The sequence below is a fragment of the Streptomyces sp. NPDC005393 genome (genome assembly GCF_040606675.1).
Taxonomy (GTDB): Bacteria; Actinomycetota; Actinomycetes; order Streptomycetales; family Streptomycetaceae; genus Streptomyces.
The window spans coordinates 1-19425 of record NZ_JBEXFG010000010.1 but is presented as its reverse complement, the minus strand read 5'-3'; the positions used below and the strand labels follow the sequence as shown (position 1 = coordinate 19425).

Sequence of the window (19425 nt, the reverse complement as noted above, 5' to 3'; positions counted from 1 at the left end):
AAAGGACAGGCATGGGCGTACGTACCTGGGTCCAGGAGTGGCCCGTCTACCGTCAGCTGACCGGCAGCGACCCGCTCGGGCGCGGCGCCGCCGCCACCTCGGCGGCCACCCGGAACCTGGCGCCCCGCACGGTCACCGCCGACCAGGTGGTGAAGTCCGTCTGCCCGTACTGCGCGGTGGGCTGTGCCCAGAACGTCTATGTCAAGGACAACCGGGTCGTGCAGATCGAGGGCGACCCCGACTCGCCGGTCAGCCGCGGCCGGCTGTGCCCCAAGGGGTCGGCGACGCTCCAGCTGACCACCGGCGACTCCCGCCTCCACCAGGTGCTCTACCGCCGCCCGTACGGCACCGCATGGGAGCGGCTCGACCTGGAGACCGCGATGGACATGGTCGCCGAACGGGTGATCCGCACCCGCCGCGAGACCTGGCAGTGGGAACAGGACGGCGTCAGCGTCAACCGCACCCTGGGCCTCGCCAGCCTCGGCGGCGCCACCTTGGACAACGAGGAGAACTACCTCATCAAAAAGTTGTGGACCGCGCTCGGCGTGGTCCAGGTGGAGAACCAGGCCCGGATCTGCCACAGCTCCACCGTCGCAGGCCTCGGCACCTCCTTCGGCCGGGGCGGCGCCACCACCTTTCTGCAGGATCTGCAGAACGCGGACTGCATCATCATCGAGGGATCCAACTTCGCCGAGGCCCATCCCGTGGGCTTCCAGTGGGTCATGGAGGCCAAGGCCCGCGGCGCCAAGGTCATCCACGTCGATCCGCGCTTCACCCGCACCAGCGCGCTGGCCGACCTCTATGTGCCGATCCGGGCCGGCAGCGACATCGCCTTCCTCGGCGGCATCATCAACTATGTGCTGGAGGGCGGCCACGACTTCCGCGAGTACGTCCTGGAGTACACCAACGCCGCGACGATCGTCAGTGAGGACTTCCAGGACACCGAGGACCTCGGCGGGATCTTCTCCGGCCTCAACGAGGAGACCGGCCACTACGACATCGGCAGCTGGAACTACGAGGGCGCCCAGGTCCAGGCGCCGCAGGGCGAGGCCGACGAGCTGTACGAGGAGCGCACCAGCCGCGGCGCGAGCGTCGCCGCCGCGGCCCTCTCCGAGTCCCACGGCTCCGGTGGCGCGGCCATCTACGGCGATCCGCACACCGACCGCACCCTCCAGCATCCGCGCTGCGTGTATCAGATCCTCAAGCGCCACTTCGCCCGCTACACACCCGAGCTGGTCGAGGAGACCTGCGGCATTCCGCGCGAGACCTTCTCGGAGGTGTGCCGCGCGCTGGTGGAGAACTCCGGCCCGGATCGCACGTCGGAGTTCGTCTACGCGGTCGGCTGGACACAGCACACGGTGGGGGCCCAGTACATCCGTACCGCCTGCATCCTGCAGCTGCTCCTCGGCAACATGGGCCGCCCCGGCGGCGGCATCCAGGCGCTGCGCGGCCACGCCAGCATCCAGGGCTCCAGCGACATCCCAACCCTCTTCAACGTGCTCCCCGGCTATATCCCGATGCCGCATGCCCATCAGCACGAGGACCTGGACACGTTCGTCAGGGCCATAAAGACCGAGAAGGGCTTCTGGGGCGAGATGCGCTCCTACGTCGTGAGCCTGCTGAAGGCGTATTTCGGCGACGCGGCGCGCCCGGACAACGACTTCTGCTTCGGCGATCTGCCCCGGCTGACCGGCTCCCACAGCACCTACGAGACCGTGAAGGCGCAGCTCGAGGGGGTGTGCAAGGGCTACTTCCTGATGGGCGAGAATCCGGCCGTGGGCTCGGCGAACGCCAAGATGCAGCGGCTGGGGATGGCCAACCTCGAATGGCTCGTGGTCCGCGACTTCTCCCTCATCGAGTCCGCCACCTGGTGGAAGGACGGCCCGGAGATCGACACCGGGGAGCTGCGCACCGAGGACATCGCCACCGAGGTGTTCTTCTTCCCCGCCGCCGCCCACACCGAGAAGGCGGGCTCCTTCACCAACACCAACCGCATGCTGCAGTGGCATTTCGCCGCCAAGGAGCCGGACGGCGAGGCGCGCAGCGATCTGTGGTTCATGTACCACCTGGGCCGGCGGATCAAGGAGCGGCTGAGGGACTCCGCCGACCCGATGGACCGCCTCGTACAGGATCTCAACTGGTCCTATCCCACCGAGGGGCCGCTCGACGAGCCCAGCGCCGAGGCGGTCCTGGCCGAGATCAACGGCCGTACGGCGGAAGGCGATCCGCTCAGCGCCTACACCGAGCTGAAGGACGACGGCTCCACCTCCTGTGGCTGCTGGATCTACTGCGGTGTCTACGCCGACGGGGTCAACCAGGCCGCCCGGCGCAAGCCCCACACCGAGCAGGACTGGATCGCCGCCGAATGGGCCTGGGCCTGGCCCGCCAACCGCCGCATCCTCTACAACCGCGCCTCGGCCGATCCGTCCGGAAAACCATGGAGCGAGCGCAAGGCGCTGGTGTGGTGGGACGCCGAAGAGGGGCGATGGACCGGCCATGACATCCCCGACTTCATCCCCGACCGGGCGCCCTCGTACCGGCCGCCGAAGAACGCCAAGGGCCCGGACGCGCTCAGCGGTGTGGATCCGTTCATCATGCAGGCCGACGGCAAGGGCTGGCTGTACGCCCCGGCGGGGCTGGTGGACGGGCCGATGCCGGTGCACTACGAGCCGCAGGACTCACCGGTGCGCAATCCGCTCCACCCCGAGCAGCAGCGCAGCCCCGTACGGGAGATCCTCCCGCATGAGCACAACCTCTTCCACCCCAGCGGGGACGACCCGGGCAGCGAGGTGTTCCCGTACGTGGTCACCACCTACCGGCTCACCGAGCACTTCACGGCGGGCGGGATGACCCGCTGGACCCCGTATCTCGCCGAGCTGCAGCCGGAGTTGTTCTGCGAGGTCTCCCCCGAGCTGGCCGCCGAGCGGCACCTTGAGCACGCCGGCTGGGCGACGGTGGTCAGCGCGCGCGGGGCGATCGAGGCGCGGGTGCTGGTCACCGAGCGGATGTCCCCGGTGAGGGCCGGAGGCCGCACGGTGCACCAGATCGGCCTGCCCTACCACTGGGGCCCCAATGGCTACGCACGCGGGGACGCGGCCAATGAGCTCTCCGCCATCGCGCTCGACCCGAATGTGCACATCCAGGAGGTGAAGGCGCTGACCGCCGACATCCGCCCCGGCCGCCGCCCCCGCGGCCCCGAGCTGACCACCCTGCTCGACACCTATCGGCGGCGCGCCGGCATCACGGAACACACCGGAACGGAGGTCCGGGGATGACCGACTCCTCGAAGGGCTCGCTGATCGGCCGCAATCTGCTGGCCGGTAGCGAACCGGACCCCGCCGGCGACGCCGGACACCAGTCACCTCCGCCGCGCGTCGGCTTCTTCACCGACACCTCGGTGTGCATCGGCTGCAAGGCCTGCGAGGTGGCGTGCAAGGAGTGGAACGCCGTCCCCGAGGACGGGCTGGAGTTCACCGGGATGAGTTACGACAACTCCCAGGGCCTCGGCGCGTCCACTTGGCGCCATGTCGCCTTCATCGAGCAGAACAAGCCGTTGGGCCATGCCGAGGCCGCCGTCGACCACAGCGATGTCGATGTGCTCGCCCTCGCGGGGCGCGGCTCCGGCACCCCGCCCGAGGAGGCGGCGATCACACCCACCTCCCCCGCGCCGCCGTCCCCGGACGGGCGGACCGAGCTGCGCTGGCTGATGGCCTCGGACGTGTGCAAGCACTGCACCCACGCCGCCTGTCTGGACGTCTGCCCCACCGGCTCGCTGTTCCGCACCGAGTTCGGCACCGTCGTGGTCCAGGAGGACATCTGCAACGGCTGCGGGTACTGCGTGCCGGCCTGTCCGTACGGGGTCATCGACCAGCGCCCCGAGGACGGCCGCGTCTTCAAGTGCACCCTGTGCTACGACCGGCTGGGCGCGGGCCAGGAACCGGCGTGCGCCAAGGCGTGTCCCACCGAATCGATCCAGTTCGGTCCGCTGGAGGAGCTGCGCGAGCACGCCGCCGCCCGGGTGGAGGAGCTGCACCGCGTCGGTGTCTCCGACGCCCGGCTGTACGGCCATGACCCCGAGGACGGCGTCGGGGGCGACGGCGCCTTCTTTCTGCTGCTGGACGAGCCCGAGGTGTACGGGCTGCCGCCGGACCCGGTCGTCACCACCCGCGATCTGCCCTCGATGTGGCGGCACGCGGGTGCCGCGGCGCTGACCCTGCTCGGTGGCGTGGCCGTCGTGTTCGCCGCCCAGGGTCGTACGGGCCGTCGCCGTATCGGCCGTGGTCTCATGGGAAGGAAGCGCTGATGGGCGAGTCGGACGTCACCCGGGACGGCATCCGCGGCGAGCGGCCGGGGCGTGACGCGCGGGTCGGCCAGGGCCTGCGGGACGGCGGAACACGGCGTGACCGCAAGGGGCGCAAGGGCCGCAGGGGCCGCAAGGGCGAGCAACTGATGGTTCCCCAGGCCGAGTTCACGTCGTACTACGGCAGGCCCGTCCTCAACCCGCCCACCTGGCGGCCCCAGGACATCGCGGGCTACTTCTTCCTCGGCGGCCTCGCGGGGGCCGGGTCGGTGGCCGCGGCGGGTGCCGAGCTGACCGGCCGCCCGGTCATGGCCCGCGCGCTCAAGGTGTCCTCGCTGGTGGCCATCACCGGCTCCGCCGCCGCCCTCGTCCACGACCTCGGCCGCCCGGAGCGCTTCGCCAACATGCTGCGGGTGTTCAAGCCGACCTCGCCGATGAGCGTCGGCTCATGGCTGCTGGCGGCGTACGGCCCGGCGGCCGGAGCCGCCGCCGTGCTGGACCTCGGCGGCAGGCTGCCACGTACCGGCCGGGCGGCCACCGCGGCGGCGGCGCTGCTGGGCCCGGCGGTGGCCTCGTACACGGCGGTGCTGGCCGCCGACACGGCCGTACCCGGCTGGCACGACGGCTATCGCGAGCTGCCCTTCGTGTTCGTCGGCTCGGCCGCGGCGGCGGCCGGCGGCATGGCCCTGCTCACCTCGCCGGTGGCCGAGAACGCCCCGGCGCGGAATGTCGCACTGCTCGGCACGGCGCTGGAGACGGCCGCCGTCCAGGCCATGAAACACCGCCTCGGGGTGGTCGCCGAGACCTACCGGGAGGGCACGGCGGGCCGGCTCATGCGCGCGGCCGAGGCGCTCTCGGTGGCGGGCGCCCTGGGCGGCGCCCTGCTCGGCCGCCGCGGCCGCACCGCCGCGGCCCTCAGCGGCGCGGCGCTGCTGGCGGCCTCGGCCTGCACGCGCTTCGGTGTCTTCCACGCCGGAATGCGCTCGGCCGAGGATCCGAAGTACACGGTCCTTCCCCAGCGCGAGCGCATCGCGGCACGGCAGGCACGACAACAGGCAGAACAGGCACACCAGACTCAAGAGGACTGACGGCCGGCCCCTCCGCGCGTTCGGAGCTACCGCTTCGGCGCGGGGGTGCTCGACCCCGGATGCGGGCCGTAGGCCGTCAGGAAGCGGTCGCGGAAGGAACTCATCTTCCAGACCGGGGTGCTCGGACCGGGCATCAGGCCGTCCTGCCAGTGCCAGTCGGAGATCCGGTCCAGCACCGCCTTGTCGTGCGCGACGATCGCGACCGGTACGTCGCGGCTGGCGTGGTTGCCGCTGACCCTCGCGAGGGGCTGGTGGTCGCCGAGGAAGACGAGCACGGTGTTCTTGCTGCCGTACTTCACCACATAGTCGGTGAGGCTCTTCACCGAGTACTGGATGGACTTGCCGTACTCGGTTTTCACCTTGGTGGAGTCGTAGAACACGTCCGCGGGCTTCTTGCCCGCCTTCTGGATGCCCTTGTAGACCGAGCCGTCCCCGACCTTGTTCCAGGGGATCGTCTTGGGGATGGGTGCCCAGGGCTGGTGGCTGGAGGTCAGGATGATCTCCGACATCAGCGGCTTGTCATGCTTCTTGCCGTGCTCCAGGCGTTGGAAGGCCGTCAGGGCGTACTGGTCGGGCATGGTCGACCAGCTGAACTTCGGGCCCTTGTAGCCGAGCTCCCGGGAGTCGTAGACGTGGTCGAGGCCATAGAACTTGCCCTCCGGCCAGTTCTTCTGGACGCCCGGCATGATGCCGACCGTCCGCCAGGCACCGGTGCGCTTGAAGGCGCTGGTGACGGACAGATGACTGCCCGCGGTGACGGTGCGGTAGCGGTTCTGGTTGTCGATCCACAGGCCGGTCAGGAAGGTGGAGTGGCCCAGCCAGCTGTTGCCGCCGTACGTCGCCGAGGTGAGCCAGCCGCTCTTGGCGGAGTACCCGGCCGCGCCCAGCCGCTTGGTCGCGCTCTTGAGGGTCTTGTCGACCCCGGGTGCGATCCCCGGGTCCTCGATCGCGCTGCGGCCGTAGCTCTCGATGAAGGTGAAGATGACATCCTTGCCGCGCAGCCCGGTCAGCAGCTGGTCGCCCGGGGTGTCGCCGTACGCGTCGACGGCGGCCACCTTGGCGAACTCCTTCTCGTCCTTCAGGGTCTTGCGCACCCGCTCGGCGCGGTCCTTGACGAGCGCGACCGTGCTCTTGGAAGCCACCGGCACCCCGGCCACCTGCACGCCGAGCGCCGCGAACATGACCCAGACGGTCCCGAGCACCAGGGTGGTACGGGTCGCCAGGGCGCTGTTCCGGGCCATGACATTGCTGAGCCGGAGGACCGCCAGCACCATGAGGACGAGCACGGCGAGCACAAGGACCACGACCCCGATCACGGCGCCGGTCGCCGCCGTGTGGCCGATCGAGTCCTCGAGGTACGACTCGGCGTCGTCGAAAAGTATCCAGTCGAGCACGACGTTGAAACCGCGTCCGAGGAACTCGTTGAAGCCGATGTCGAGGAGGTTCAGGAGGGTCAGCAGGCCGAGGAACCCTCCGGCGAGCACCGCCGCCACCCGCCGTGCCAACGGCGGCAGGAGGAGCAGCAGACCGGCTCCGAAGATCGCCTCCCCCGGGAGACGCGCGAACTCGCCGGGCCTGAAGGCGGGGAGCTGGTTCGGCATGAGAAGGGCGAAGAGCACCAGCGCCCAGGCCAAGCCGGTGGTCCCCCACGCCACGGCCCGCGCCGCGACCGGATACCTCTGCCGCCAGCCGCCGCCCGCCACGACCTCGCCCGGCCCGTCACCGGCGTCGCCGGCGGCTGCCGTGATGTCGACCGCGACATCGTCGTCCGGGCGTCCGTCGGCCACCTCACCGGCGGTGGCATCACCCGTGGCGGCCTCACCGGCGGCGGCCTCGCCCGAGGCAGCCTTACCCGCGGTGGCCTCACCCGTAGCGGCCTCAGCCGTGGGGTCCTCACCCGAGGCTGCCTTACCCCCGGTGGCGTCCTCACCCGTGCCGTCACTCGCGGCGGCGTCACCCGAAGTTGCCTCAGCCGAGGCCGCCTCACGCGTGACGGCCGCACCCTCGGTCGCCTCACCCGTGGCGGCATCTCCCGCGGTGGCCTCACCCGTTTCGGCCTCACCCTCGGTCGGCTCATTCGAGGCGGCCTCACGAACGCCGGCACCGTCACTCCCGGCGGCATCACCGGCGGTGGCCTCACCCGAAGTGGCCTCACCCGTGGCCGCCTCACTTGAGGCAGCCTCAGTCATGGGGGCCTCACTCTCGGCGGCGCCACTGGAGGTGGCGTCCTCACCAACGCCGGCACCGTCACTCCCGACGGCGTCACCCGTGGCGGCCTCACCCTCGGCGGCGTCACGCGCACCGGTGCCGTCACTCGCGGCGGCACCGTCGTCCGAGGGCCCTTCCGGCGTGCCCTCCTCGGTGGTTTCCTTGTCCGTATTCGGCAGCTGACGAGAGCTCGTGTGGCGCGACAACCCGAAGATCCTTCCGTGCGAGGCCCGGTGGTGGCAGGGCGGACCCGGCCCGGAGGTGGGAGCCGCCGTTATCCGTACGGCGCACCGGCGGCTTCCGTTCAATCACCTGGCCCTATTCCCCGGGAAACTCCCCGCTCAGTACAGCGGGCAGTCGTTCATGCGGTGACAACGGGATCGCCGTCATCGCGGTGCCGATGGCGTAGATCGTCACCGACTGCCCCATCACGGACTCGCCGACCCTCAGATCGGCACTCATCGCGGGAAGCACACCCGCGGGCAGCGTCCCGGTCAGACTGGTGATGAAGACGGCCGTGGCCGGCGCGAGGAGCGCCGGCAGAGTTTCCGCTCGTGGTTTCGCATGCTGCGTACGCTCAAACCATCACATTGCTCTGAAGGTCAAGCGGGAAGGTACGAGGCGAGCCCATGCGGATCGGAGAGCTCTCGGAGCGCACCGGCACACCCCGCCGGCTGCTCCGCTACTACGAGGAGCAGGCGCTGATCATCCCCGACCGCTGTGCGAACGGCTACCGTGCGTACGACGAGCGGCTCGTGGACCGGGTCCTCCAGATCAGGGGGCTGCTCGACGCGGGACTGCCGACCCGGATCATCAAGCGGATCCTGCCGTGCCTCGGCAAGCCCCGGACCATCCACTTCTCCGACGCGATACCACCGGAGATGATCGCCACGCTGGAGAACGAGCGTGATCGCATGACCGAGCGCATCCGGTGCCTGACCCGCAACCGGGACGCCATAGCCGGCTATCTCGACGCCGTGCTCACCAACGACGACTGACACCAGGAGCCCTCGATGACCATCCGCCGTGTCGTGCCCAACATCCGGTCCGAAGCGATGGAGGAAAGCCGGGAGTTCTACGGGCTGCTGGGCTTCGAGGAGGTGATGAACCACGGTTGGATCATGACCCTCGCCTCACCCTCGCACCCGACCGCCCAGACGAGCTTGATGAGCAGCGACAAAACCGCGCCGGTCACGCCCGACATGAGCGTCGAGGTGGACGACGTGGACGCGGCCTATGCCGTGATGTGCGAGAGCGGCGCGGAGATCGTGCATCCGCTGCAGGACGAGGAGTGGGGGGTCCGCCGCTTCTTCGTCCGCGATCCCAACGGCCGCGTGATCAACGTACTGGGCCATCGATAACCCGATGCGATCCGACCGCTGCCTGAGCTAGCGTCACCGCCCATGACGCCACCCCGCATACGCCCTCCGTACACCGCCGATGAGCGTACTCAATTGGTCGGCTGGCTCGATATGCAGCGCGCGATCATCCAGTGGAAGTGCGAGGGCCTGTCGGAGGCGGATGCCCACAGCGCCCTTCTCCCTGCCTCGCCCCTGATGACCATGGCCGGCATCGTCTCCCATATGCGCTGGGTCGAACACCTGTGGTTCGAAATCATGCTTCTCGGCCGCCCGGCCGAGGGCCCGCATTTCGAGGGGCCCGAGGACGCCGACATGATGGTCGAGGACATCCCCCTCGCCCAACTCCTCGCCGACTACACCCGGCAGTGCGCGCTGTCCAACGAGATCGTCGCGGACCACTCCGTGGACGATGTGGGCCGCCACCCGGACTTCCGCGCCGCGGCCGCCAATGTGCGGTGGCTCCTGCTCCATATGATCGAGGAGACGGCTCGGCATGCCGGGCACATGGACGCGATCCGGGAACTGATCGACGGCGAAAAGGGCTACTACTGACGTCCCTCACCCCCCGCCGCCCCTCTTTCCGGCGAGCCCGCCCCTCAGCCGTGTCAGCCGTACTCACGGGAGGCGGTGCGCCGGGCGGTCTCGCGGCGCGGCCGCACGGGACGTCCTCGTCGCATCCACCGCGCCCGTCCCACCCGTCACAATGGAGCCATGTCCCGACGTACGCGCCGCCCGCAGCCGGCCCGACCCACTCCGGCGTCCTGCCCTTGTGGGCTGCCCGCCACCTACGACGCCTGCTGCGGCCGGCTGCACCGCGGTGAGGCGCAGGCGGCCACCGCCGAACAGCTGATGCGCTCGCGCTACAGCGCCTTCGCCATCCGGGACGAGGCGTATCTGCTGCGCAGTTGGCACCCCACCACCCGGCCGCCGCGCGTCGAGCTCGACCCCGGGCTGCGCTGGGTACGGCTGGAGATCCTGGGCAGCACGGACGGCACCGCGTTCCACCAGGCGGGCACCGTCGAATTCCGCGCGCACTACGCGGAGGGCGGCCGCACGGGCGAGCTCCACGAGAACAGCCGTTTTGTGCGCGATGGGGGCGCGTGGGTGTACGTGGACGGGGACTCCCTCCCCTGACCCGGCCCGCAACGGGCGTTTGTTCTCCATGATTGTCGCCGACGCCTTCTGGTGCCCGGTCAACTCCGCCGCGATGCTGGGGCGCTGTGCGTGTGAACCACGCGAGTCCCATGGCCCCATGGAGTTGCCGTGCCTCCTGTCGCGTTCGCCAGACCCATGGCGGTTGTGGCCGCGGTGTCCGCCCTTGTGCTGGGCGCCGCCGGCCAGGCCACCGCCAACAACACCCCCGCCCCGGCGCCCGAACCGCTGCCCCGCTCTTCGGCCGAGATGCTGCGGCCGATCGCACCACCCGCCGCCCGCCACGCACCCGGGCCCCTGTCCGTGGCCGACGGCGACGGGTTACAGACCGCCCGCTCCTCGCGGCCCGTCGCCCCCGGGGTGCGGCTGACCTCGTACGACCGGCTGGAGTCGGACAAGTGGCTGCGGGTCGACTCGCTGTCGGTGGATCTCGCCGGCGGTACGAAGGTCGACTATCTGCACCCGGACAAGGTCGCCAAGCGCGAAGCCGTCTCCCGGCTCGCCGCCGGGCACGACGCGGGGCCGGGGCGCCGTACGGTCGCGGCGATCAACGGTGACTTCTTCGACATCAACCAGACCGGCGCCCCCGAAGGCACCGGCATCAGCGACGGACGGATCGTCAACTCCGCCGCCGCGGCCGGGCCCAGTCGGGCCGTCGGCATGGGGCCGGCCGAGGCGGGCCGCGTCCTCCAGCTCTACTTCGAGGGCACGCTGACCCTCCCCGACGGCCCGCATCCGCTCGCGGCGCTCAACGCGTCCAACGTCCCGGCCGGTGGCATCGGGGCGTACAACGCCCAGTGGGGCGAGGCGGACCGCGCCCAGACCGTGGACGGCGCGCGGCGCACCGCCGAGGTCACGGTCGTCGACGGCAGGGTCACCCAGGCGGCCACCGCGCCCGGCAAGGGCGCCATCCCGGCCGGGGCGACCGTGCTGGAGGGTAGCGACGCCGGGGCGGACACGCTCTCCCGGCTGGCCGTCGGCGACGCCGTGACGATGGAGTACCGGCCGCGGACGGACAGCGGCGACATCCCGCGCACCGCCGTCGGCGGCCGGGAGCTGCTGGTCGTCGACGGCAAGGCGGTCGGCCACGAGAGCGAGGGCAACAACACCGCGGCCCCGCGCACCGCCGTCGGCTTCTCCCGGGACGGCCGCACGATGCGGATCCTCACCGTCGACGGGCGGCAGGCCGACAGCGGCGGGGTCACCCTCACCGAACTCGGCGTGATGATGAAGGACGCGGGCTCCTACAGCGCGCTCAACCTCGACGGCGGCGGCTCGTCCACGCTTGTCGCCCGCGCGCCCGGCAGCGATACGGCGCGGGTGGAGAACAGCCCGTCCGACGGCAGCGAACGCACCGTCCCCAACGGCCTCGCCCTCACCGCCCCCGACGGCAGCGGCCGGCTCGAGGGCTTCTGGGTGGAGACGGCGACCGACGCCGGGTCCGCGCCCACCGTCGACCCCGTCTGGGGCGGACATCCCGAGCGGGTCTTCCCGGGGCTCACCCGCCGTCTCACCGCCGCCGGTTACGATGAGACGTACGGCCCCGCCGCGGGCACACCGCACTGGCGGTCGGCCGATCCGGGGGTCGGCCGGGTCGACGCGGACGGCACCTTCACCGCACGCCACGGCGGCGGCACCACGGTCTCGGCCCGGCGCGGCGCCGCCCACGGCTCCCTTGAGCTGACCGTCCTGGACGCACTCGACCGGATCCAGCCCACCACCCGGCTGCTCGGTCTGGCCGACGCCAAGGCCACCGGCCGCTTCGGCATCGTCGGTCTGGACGCGCACGGCACCAGCGCGCCCATCGAGCCGTCCGATGTCCGACTCGACTACGACCACGCCCTGTTCGACATCGCCCCGGACGCGAAGACGGGGAACTTCACCGTCACCGCGCGGGGCGACGAGGCCGCAAAGCAGGTCAAGGTCACCGTCGGGGGCGTCAGCACCGTGCTGGCCATCACCGTCGGACTGACCGAGCGCCAGGAGGCGTCCTTCGACGACGCCGACCGGTGGACCTTCAGCCAGGCCCGCGCCTCCGGCTCGGCGGCGGCCACCTCCGACGGCCACACCGGCACCGGGCTGAAGCTGACGTACGACTTCACCCAGTCCACGGCCACCCGCGCCGCCTATGTCACCCCGCCGCAGCAGATCGCGGTGGACGGGCAGCCGCAGTCGTTCGGCCTGTGGATCAAGGGCGATGGGAACGGGGCGTGGCCCACGCTGCAGCTGAAGGACGCGGCGGGCTCGGACCAGTTGCTGCGCGGCCCTTATGTGACCTGGACCGGCTGGCGACATGTCGACTTCACCGTACCGGCCGGGGTCGCGTATCCGCTGAAGGTGAGCCGCTTCTATCTCGCCGAGACGGCCGCCACCCGCCAGTACACCGGCAGCGTGGTGCTCGACGACCTCACCGCGCAGGTCCCGCCCGCCGTCGATCTCCCCACGGAGACGGTGCGTCCGGATCCGCTCATCGGCACGGCGGCGCGGACCGAAGGGCGGGACTGGCGGTTCGCGGTGATGTCGGACGCGCAGTTCGTGGCCCGCGAGCCGAACAGCCCGATCGTCGCCCAGGCCCGCCGCACCCTGCGGGAGATCAAGGCGGCGACCCCCGACTTCCTGGTGATCAACGGGGATCTGGTCGACGAGGGCTCCCCCGCCGACCTCTCCTTCGCCCGCACCGTGCTCACGGAGGAGCTGGGCGACGACCTGCCCTGGTACTACGTGCCGGGCAACCATGAGGTGATGGGCGGCAGGATCGACAACTTCACGGCCGAATTCGGGCCCGCGCACCGTACGTTCGACCACCGGGGCACCCGCTTTCTCACCCTCGACACCTCGAGCCTCGGACTGCGCGGCGGCGGCTTCGACCAGATCAAGGAGTTGCGCAAGCAGCTGGACGCGGCCGCCACGGACCCGGGTATCGGTTCGGTCATGGTGATCGAACATGTTCCGCCGCGCGACCCCACCCCGCAGCAGGGCAGCCGGCTGAGCGACCGTAAGGAGGCCGCCCTGCTGGAGGACTGGCTCGCCGACTTCCGCCGTACGACGGGCAAGGGTGCGGCGTTCATCGGCAGCCACGTCGGCACCTTCCATGCCTCGCGTGTGGACGGCGTCCCCTATCTGATCAACGGCAACTCGGGCAAGAACCCGGCCACCCCGGCCGACCAGGGCGGCTTCACCGGCTGGTCGATGGTCGGCGTCGACCATGTCCCGGCGAGGGAGCAGGAAAAGGCCCGCCACGCGCCGTGGAGAGGCGGGCCGGACTGGGTGTCCGTGCAGACCCGGGCGCATGTGGACGGGCTGACGGTCACCGCCCCGGCCGAACTGCGCGCCGGGCAGACCTCCGGGGTCACGGCGACCGTCATCCAGGGCGAGGGGGCCGCCGCCCGCCGGGTGCCGGTCGGCTTCCCAGTGAGCGCGGACTGGACCGGTTCGCCGAATCTGTACATCGGTGACCCGGCCCAGGCCGGGCACAGACCGCGCTATATGGCGGCGTTCGACCCGGTGAGCGGCAAGCTCACCGCGCTGCGCCCGGGGACGGCCACCCTCGCGGTGACCGTGAACGGCGCGTCCACACAGGCGCGTTTCACCGTCACGGCGCGCGGCGCGGCGGCGGGATCCGACGCGGCGTAGGCGACCGGGCACGAGGGCGGGGCCGCGCGAGCGCTCCGCCCTCCGTCCCGCTCCGGGGCGGGCGTCAGGCGTCCCAGACGCGGCGGACCTGTTCGAAGCGGGTGGGCAGCGGGGGACGGCGGGCGGCGTGGGCGGCGTTGGTGCGGTGGACGAAGCGGCGCCAGGAGAGCACCAGGCCCTGCCGGGTGATGGGCAGCCCGGCGGCCACGGTCACGCCGCTGTCATGGGTGTGGTGGACGGTCAGCAGCAGCGCGTCCGGCACCGAACCCTCCAGCTCGGCGCAGAGCTCCTCACGCACCCGCAGCCAGCGGCGGAGGACCAGGATCGCGCCCCGGTCCAGACCGTGTCGGCGCGGGACGCGGTGCTTGCCGTGTTCGAGCGTCACCCATCCGGCGTCCAGATCCAGCGCCGGCAGGGTGCAGCGCAGCAGACCCCCGTACCGGGCGCCGCTGGCGCGGGCGAGGCCGACCACCACGGCCAGCCGCACGGTCTCCGGTTTCGCCCCCTCCTCCAGCGCCTCGACGGACAGCAGCCGCCAGATCCCCTCGGCCTCCTCCGCCGTCACCAGCGGCCGTGGATACCGGTCGCTCACCGCGTCCGCTGTCACGCTGTCACCCACCCTTCGCCACGACATCGTCTCATCTGGCGCTCGTTGGAGGAGGTGGCCGCCGAGCGTCCGGTGTGGAAGCGGCATGGCGGGGCACGTGGCATGAATGATCTTGATGCCGCCATGTGAGAGGGACTGCCGCCCATGACCACTCTCGGCCCTCGACCACGTCCCGCCATCGACTACGCCGCTCAGTGCGGAATCCTGTGTGTCGACGGGCAGGAGCTCGCCACGTGGGCCGGCACGGGATCGGCTCCCTGGATGTGGTAGCGGCACGCGTCGCGTCAACATTGACCTTTTGATGGGGAACTCACCATCCCAGGTCGCTCAAACCCGGGTGATCCTCCGGGCGGGGCCCGAGCGGCCAGTGGAATGTGCGGTCCGCCTCCTTGATGGGCAGGTCGTTGATGGAGGCATGGCGGTGTGTCATCAGCCCGTCGGCGTCGAACTGCCAGTTCTCATTGCCGAAGGAACGGAACCAGTTTCCGGAGTCGTCATGGCATTCATAGGCGAAGCGCACCGCGATGCGATGGCCCTCGAATGCCCAGAGCTCCTTGATGAGCCGGTAGTCCAGCTCCCTCGCCCACTTGCGGGCGAGAAAGGCGACGATGTCCGTTCGGCCCTGAAGGAATTCCGAGCGGTTGCGCCAGCGCGAGTCCACGCTGTAGGCGAGCGCCACCTTTTCGGGGTCGCGGGAATTCCAGCCGTCCTCCGCCTGGCGGACCTTTTGGATGGCGGTTTCCCGGGTGAAGGGCGGAAGCGGTGGGCGCTTGGCCATGGTCTCTCCCTGCGCGGTGTGGGGCGATGGTGATCCACACGGTACGGTCACCGCGTGCGTCTTCTGCTGATGTCCGACACCCATCTGCCCCGGCGCGCCAAAGCGCTTCCCGAGGAACTGCTCGAGCGGCTGCCGCGCGCCGATGTCGTCATCCACGCGGGCGACTGGGTCGACACCGCCACCCTCGACCTCCTGGAGGCGCGGTCGCGGCGGCTGATCGGCGTCTACGGCAACAACGACGCGCCCGAGCTACGGGCGCGGCTGCCGGAGGTGGCCTACGCCGAGCTGGGCGGGGTGCGCCTCGGCGTGGTGCATGAGACCGGGCCGGCGCAGGGGCGGGAGCGGCGCTGCGCGGAGCGGTTCCCCGATCTGGATGTGCTGGTGTTCGGCCACAGCCATATCCCCTGGGACTCCACGACGGCCGACGGACGGCTGCGGCTGCTCAACCCCGGCTCCCCCACCGACCGGCGCAGACAGCCCTACTGTACGTTGATGACGGCCGCGATCGAGGACGGGCGGCTCACCGCCGTGGAGTTGCACCGGCTGCCGCCCCGCCGCTGATCGATCGCCGTTCCTCCGGGCTGTCGCCGGGGCGGCGGCCAACGCCGCGACCGTGGTCTTCCTGTTCGTCGTCCCCCTGTCGCTCCAGGGCCCGTGGGGGCTGTCGGCGACGGCCGCCCGGACGGCCTTCCTCGCCCCCCCCGCCACGGCGATGGCTCTGGCGAGGCCGGTGGCCGGGCGGATCCGTACGGAGGGGGCGGTCAGGGCGATGGCGGGATGCCTGGCCCCCGGCGCGGCGGGGCTGTGCGCGGCGCCACGATGACGACCCTGCTGTCCTGTCTGCCGGCCGCCGCGGTCTGCGGGGCGGGCCCTCGGAGTGGCGGGCGCCCTGACGCTCATCGCCACCCACGGGGCCGTCCGGCCCGAGCGCGCCGGCGAGGCGTCCGGCGTGACCAAGACGGCGATCACGGTCGCGGCGGCGCTGGGCGTGGTCCTGTCGGGGCCGGTCGCGGGCCCGCACGGCGGCCCGGCCGCGGCCCCGGCCCCGGCCGCCGACACGGCCCTGACGGCGGCCGGCCTCTGCCGTCTGGCCGGGGCCCTGCGTCTCGGCATCCGGCGGCGCGTGGCCTGATGCGGCCGGTCGCCGGACCGGGCCGGACCGGACCGGAGGTGGCATACGGATTGAACCCGCCATTCGGGTGGAATAAACACACTTAAGGTGCATATCGGATATCCGGCTCGACGGTCACGCCGAGCCCGACCATGACGAGGGCGCCATGTCTGCATCCCACCACCAGAACGCCTCCGCACCGGACGAATACCCCTCGGCCCCGGCCTCGCCCAGAACCTCGGCTGCCGTGTTCACCGCCCACGACGCCGGTCTGCTGCTCATACGACTCGCCGTCGGGCTGACCGTCGCCGCGCGCGGCGCGCAGCATTTGTTCGGCTGGTGGGGCGGGCTGGGGATCAACAAGACGGCCCTGGCGTTCGCCCAGTTCGGATACCCCGCCCCCAAGGCGATGGCCGTGATCGCGGGGCTGGCCGAGACCTTTGGCGGCCTCGCACTCGCCGCGGGACTGATCACACCGCTCGCCGGCGCCGCCGTCGCGGGCACGATGGCCAACGCGGTGGCCGCCGCCTGGCCGCTCGGCTGGTTCGGCGGCTTTGAGTTTCCGATGCTCATCGGCGTCTGCGCGGCCGGACTCGCGCTGTCCGGATCGGGCCGGATCGCCCTCGACGCACTGCTTCCGGGCGTGCGGTCGCAGCGGCTGGTCTACGGCATCGCGGCGCTGGTACTCGCAGCCATCCTGGCCACGGTGACGATCCTGCTCAGCAAGACCTGACGCGGAGCCGCGTCAGTCCTTGTGGTAACGGGTGAACGCGACGGACCGGTCCTCCGTATGGCTCTGTGCGTCCTGGCAGTCGGACGCGTGTCGTCCCGCACGGGCCGACCCCCGAGACCGGAGGACCCGTACATGAACGATCGGTTCACCCCTCCCATCCAAGCGCTCCCGGACGGCGATGCCGAAGTCCGTCTGGTGCTCCATCTGCCCTGGGACGTCGTCGCCGCGCTGGGTCAGGAAGCCGGCCGGCTGGCGGCTCAGTTGCAGCGGCCGGTGAGCCTCGACGAGGCGGTCAGCCATCGGCTGCGCACCCAGGCCCATGCCGTCGGCGCCCACGCCAAGCCCATGCAGGAGCGGAGCCAGCCCGCGGCGACCGCCCCGCACACGCCGCCGCCGCTCGCGGCCCGCTCCCCCGGTGAGCAGGCCCGGCAGGCGATCGAGAAGATCAACGGCTCGTCGCATCCGCCGGGCGGCACCGCCAACGGCTCCGCCGAGCCCTCGGCGCCGCAGCACACCACCGCCTCCGAACCACCCCCCGCCGACACCCGGGGAATCCTGGAGCGCCCCACCAGGGCCACGGGCACCGTCAACGGCACGGCGGCGGAGATGCCGAGATAGGAGAGCCGACGGGACAGCCGCGCGTACGAGGGTGCCGTCCGGGCCGGGACGCCACCCTCGTACGCGCGGCACCGACCCCGCACCGCATCCGGGTCGTGAGCCCCGGCCGGGCGGGGTACCCGAGAGGCCGAGCGCACAGCGCATACCGAGTTGACCGACAGCACCACGCACAGCACCACGACAGGAACCGGCGCCCGTTACGATCACGTTTCCGGTGATCCGGCAGTCCTGGCATTGACGACGACCGACAGGCAGGAGTGGGCAACCATGGCGGAGCAGGCTCGCATCGGTGTGACCGGACTGGCGGTGATGGGCAGCAATCTGGCCCGTAACTTCGCCCGGCACGGCCACACCGTGGCCGTGCACAACCGGACGTACGGGCGCACGAAGGCCCTCGTGGAGGAGTTCGGTCACGAGGGCCACTTCGTGCCCGCCGAGACGCCCGAACAGTTCGTGGCCTCGCTGGAGCGTCCGCGCCGCCTGGTGATGATGGTCAAGGCGGGGGCGCCCACCGATGCGGTGATCGACGAGTTCGCCCCGCTGCTGGAGCCGGGCGACATGATCGTCGACGGTGGCAACGCGCATTTCGAGGACACCCGGCGCCGGGAGGCCGCGCTGCGCGAGCGCGGGCTGCACTTCGTGGGCACCGGGATCTCCGGCGGTGAGGAGGGCGCGCTCCACGGCCCGAGCATCATGCCGGGCGGTTCCAAGGAGTCGTACGAGTCGCTGGGCCCGCTGCTGGAGGACATCGCCGCCAAGGTGGACGGCACCCCGTGCTGCACCCATATCGGCCCGGACGGCTCCGGCCACTTCGTGAAGATGGTGCACAACGGCATCGAGTACGCGGATATGCAGCTCATCGCGGAGTCCTACGACCTGCTGCGGCGGGGGCTGGGGCTGGCGCCGGGCGAGATCGCCGAGGTGTTCCGCACCTGGAACCGCGGCCGGCTGGAGTCCTATCTGATCGAGATCACCGCGGAGGTGCTGGGGCACACCGACGCCGCGACCGGCAAGCCCTTCGTGGATGTGGTGCTCGACCAGGCCGAGCAGAAGGGCACCGGCCGCTGGACCGTCCAGACCGCGCTGGACCTGGGCGTACCGGTGAGCGGTATCGCCGAGGCGGTGTTCGCCCGTTCGCTGTCGGGCCACGCGGATCTGCGGAACGCCTCCCAGGGGCTGCCGGGGCCGTCGGGGAAGGCGCTGACGGGCGCGGACGCGAAGCGGTTCGCCGACGATGTGGAGCAGGCGCTGTACGCGTCGAAGATCGTGGCGTACGCGCAGGGCATCCACCAGATCCAGGCGGGCAGCCAGGAGTACGACTGGAACATCGACCCGGGCGCGGTCGCGAGGATCTGGCGCGGCGGATGCATCATCCGCGCCCGGTTCCTGAACCGGATCACCGAGGCGTACGCGCAGGAGCGCAAGCCCGTGACGCTGCTGACCGCCGACTACTTCGCCGTGGCCCTGGGCGCGGCGCAGGATTCCTGGCGGCGGGTGGTGGCCACGTCGGCCGAGCTGGGTGTGCCGGCCCCGGGCTTCTCGGCGGCGCTGGCGTACTACGACGCGCTGCGCTCCGAGCGGCTGCCCGCAGCGCTCATTCAGGGGCAGCGGGACTTCTTCGGCGCGCACACCTACCGGCGCGTCGACCGCGAGGGGTCGTTCCACACGCTCTGGGGCGGCGACCGCAGCGAGCGGCCCGCCTGAGCCACGCCGGACGTGCACCCGCCCGTCTCCGGGCGGGCGCCGTAGTGCTGGGCCGCCGTGCGCCCGTGCAGTGCGATCGCGGTCACGCCCTCCTCGGCGGCGATCCGGCCGGCGTCCAGATAGGTGATGTGA

At 71.3% G+C, this 19425-nt stretch carries 17 protein-coding genes and 2 pseudogenes; 14 read left to right on the top strand and 5 right to left on the bottom strand.

Annotated features, from left to right (window positions below):
* Window positions 1-11: 11 nt before the first annotated feature.
* From fdh to nrfD, 3 genes are read left to right on the top strand one after another with little or no spacing between them, the layout of a single operon-like run.
* A complete protein-coding gene (gene fdh, locus ABZS71_RS11750; RefSeq protein ID WP_356209062.1) occupies window positions 12-3275 on the top strand; it encodes a formate dehydrogenase in 3264 nt (1087 codons plus the stop codon).
* The gene (locus ABZS71_RS11745) at window positions 3272-4303 is read left to right on the top strand and encodes a 4Fe-4S dicluster domain-containing protein (protein ID WP_356209059.1); all 1032 of its coding nucleotides are present in this window, start codon (window positions 3272-3274) and stop codon (window positions 4301-4303) included. The genes fdh and ABZS71_RS11745 overlap by 4 nt, the downstream gene beginning before the upstream one ends.
* Complete coding sequence (gene nrfD, locus ABZS71_RS11740; RefSeq protein WP_356209056.1) at window positions 4303-5388, top strand: NrfD/PsrC family molybdoenzyme membrane anchor subunit; 1086 nt, start codon at window positions 4303-4305, stop codon at window positions 5386-5388. The genes ABZS71_RS11745 and nrfD overlap by 1 nt, the downstream gene beginning before the upstream one ends.
* Before the next feature lie 26 nt (window positions 5389-5414).
* On the opposite strand, the gene ABZS71_RS11735 is transcribed toward nrfD, so the two are convergent.
* Together ABZS71_RS11735 and ABZS71_RS11730 are read right to left on the bottom strand one after the other, a co-directional pair.
* Window positions 5415-7577: a sulfatase gene (locus ABZS71_RS11735; protein WP_356209054.1), complete on the bottom strand. Its 2163-nt coding sequence runs from the start codon at window positions 7575-7577 to the stop codon at window positions 5415-5417.
* Window positions 7578-7965: 388 nt separating this feature from the next.
* Window positions 7966-8139 (bottom strand): annotated as a pseudogene (locus ABZS71_RS11730) (MFS transporter); the annotation flags it as partial.
* Between the two features lie 86 nt (window positions 8140-8225).
* Between ABZS71_RS11730 and ABZS71_RS11725 the strand changes: the two are divergent.
* From ABZS71_RS11725 to ABZS71_RS11705, 5 genes are all read left to right on the top strand, one after another.
* Window positions 8226-8594 (top strand): MerR family transcriptional regulator, encoded by a 369-nt coding sequence (locus tag ABZS71_RS11725; RefSeq protein WP_356209052.1) that lies wholly within the window; start codon window positions 8226-8228, stop codon window positions 8592-8594.
* Between the two features lie 15 nt (window positions 8595-8609).
* The gene (locus ABZS71_RS11720) at window positions 8610-8957 is read left to right on the top strand and encodes a VOC family protein (protein ID WP_356209049.1); all 348 of its coding nucleotides are present in this window, start codon (window positions 8610-8612) and stop codon (window positions 8955-8957) included.
* Between the two features lie 42 nt (window positions 8958-8999).
* Window positions 9000-9509, top strand: a complete 510-nt coding sequence (locus tag ABZS71_RS11715; protein ID WP_356209046.1) for a DinB family protein — start codon at window positions 9000-9002, stop codon at window positions 9507-9509.
* 159 nt (window positions 9510-9668) lie between these two features.
* The gene (locus tag ABZS71_RS11710) at window positions 9669-10091 is read left to right on the top strand and encodes a YchJ family metal-binding protein (protein WP_355843994.1); all 423 of its coding nucleotides are present in this window, start codon (window positions 9669-9671) and stop codon (window positions 10089-10091) included.
* 156 nt (window positions 10092-10247) lie between these two features.
* Window positions 10248-13742, top strand: a complete 3495-nt coding sequence (locus ABZS71_RS11705) for a phosphodiester glycosidase family protein (RefSeq protein ID WP_356209277.1) — start codon at window positions 10248-10250, stop codon at window positions 13740-13742.
* Between the two features lie 64 nt (window positions 13743-13806).
* Here ABZS71_RS11705 and ABZS71_RS11700 read toward each other — a convergent pair whose 3' ends face one another.
* Window positions 13807-14349, bottom strand: a complete 543-nt coding sequence (locus ABZS71_RS11700) for a tyrosine-type recombinase/integrase (protein WP_355843997.1) — start codon at window positions 14347-14349, stop codon at window positions 13807-13809.
* Between the two features lie 310 nt (window positions 14350-14659).
* Entirely contained in the window at window positions 14660-15127 is a 468-nt protein-coding gene (locus ABZS71_RS11695) for a nuclear transport factor 2 family protein (protein ID WP_355844000.1), read from the bottom strand.
* 54 nt (window positions 15128-15181) lie between these two features.
* Between ABZS71_RS11695 and ABZS71_RS11690 the strand changes: the two genes are divergently transcribed.
* The 6 genes from ABZS71_RS11690 (at window position 15182) to gndA (ending at window position 19293) form a co-directional block, all read left to right on the top strand.
* On the top strand, window positions 15182-15688 hold the full coding sequence (locus tag ABZS71_RS11690) for a metallophosphoesterase (RefSeq protein WP_355844003.1): 507 nt from the start codon (window positions 15182-15184) through the stop codon (window positions 15686-15688).
* 52 nt (window positions 15689-15740) lie between these two features.
* On the top strand, window positions 15741-15950 hold the full coding sequence (locus ABZS71_RS11685) for a hypothetical protein (protein WP_355844006.1): 210 nt from the start codon (window positions 15741-15743) through the stop codon (window positions 15948-15950).
* A gap of 54 nt (window positions 15951-16004) precedes the next feature.
* Window positions 16005-16259, top strand: coding sequence for a hypothetical protein (locus ABZS71_RS11680; RefSeq protein WP_355844009.1), 255 nt, complete (start codon window positions 16005-16007; stop codon window positions 16257-16259).
* A 145-nt stretch (window positions 16260-16404) separates the two neighbouring features.
* A complete protein-coding gene (locus ABZS71_RS11675; RefSeq protein ID WP_355844012.1) occupies window positions 16405-16971 on the top strand; it encodes a DoxX family protein in 567 nt (188 codons plus the stop codon).
* 132 nt (window positions 16972-17103) lie between these two features.
* The gene (locus ABZS71_RS11670) at window positions 17104-17589 is read left to right on the top strand and encodes a hypothetical protein (protein WP_355844015.1); all 486 of its coding nucleotides are present in this window, start codon (window positions 17104-17106) and stop codon (window positions 17587-17589) included.
* Window positions 17590-17856: 267 nt separating this feature from the next.
* The gene (gene gndA / locus ABZS71_RS11665) at window positions 17857-19293 is read left to right on the top strand and encodes an NADP-dependent phosphogluconate dehydrogenase (RefSeq protein WP_355844019.1); all 1437 of its coding nucleotides are present in this window, start codon (window positions 17857-17859) and stop codon (window positions 19291-19293) included.
* 38 nt (window positions 19294-19331) lie between these two features.
* Here the strand turns inward: gndA and ABZS71_RS11660 are convergent.
* Window positions 19332-19425, bottom strand: a pseudogene (locus ABZS71_RS11660) (tRNA-dihydrouridine synthase); the annotation flags it as partial.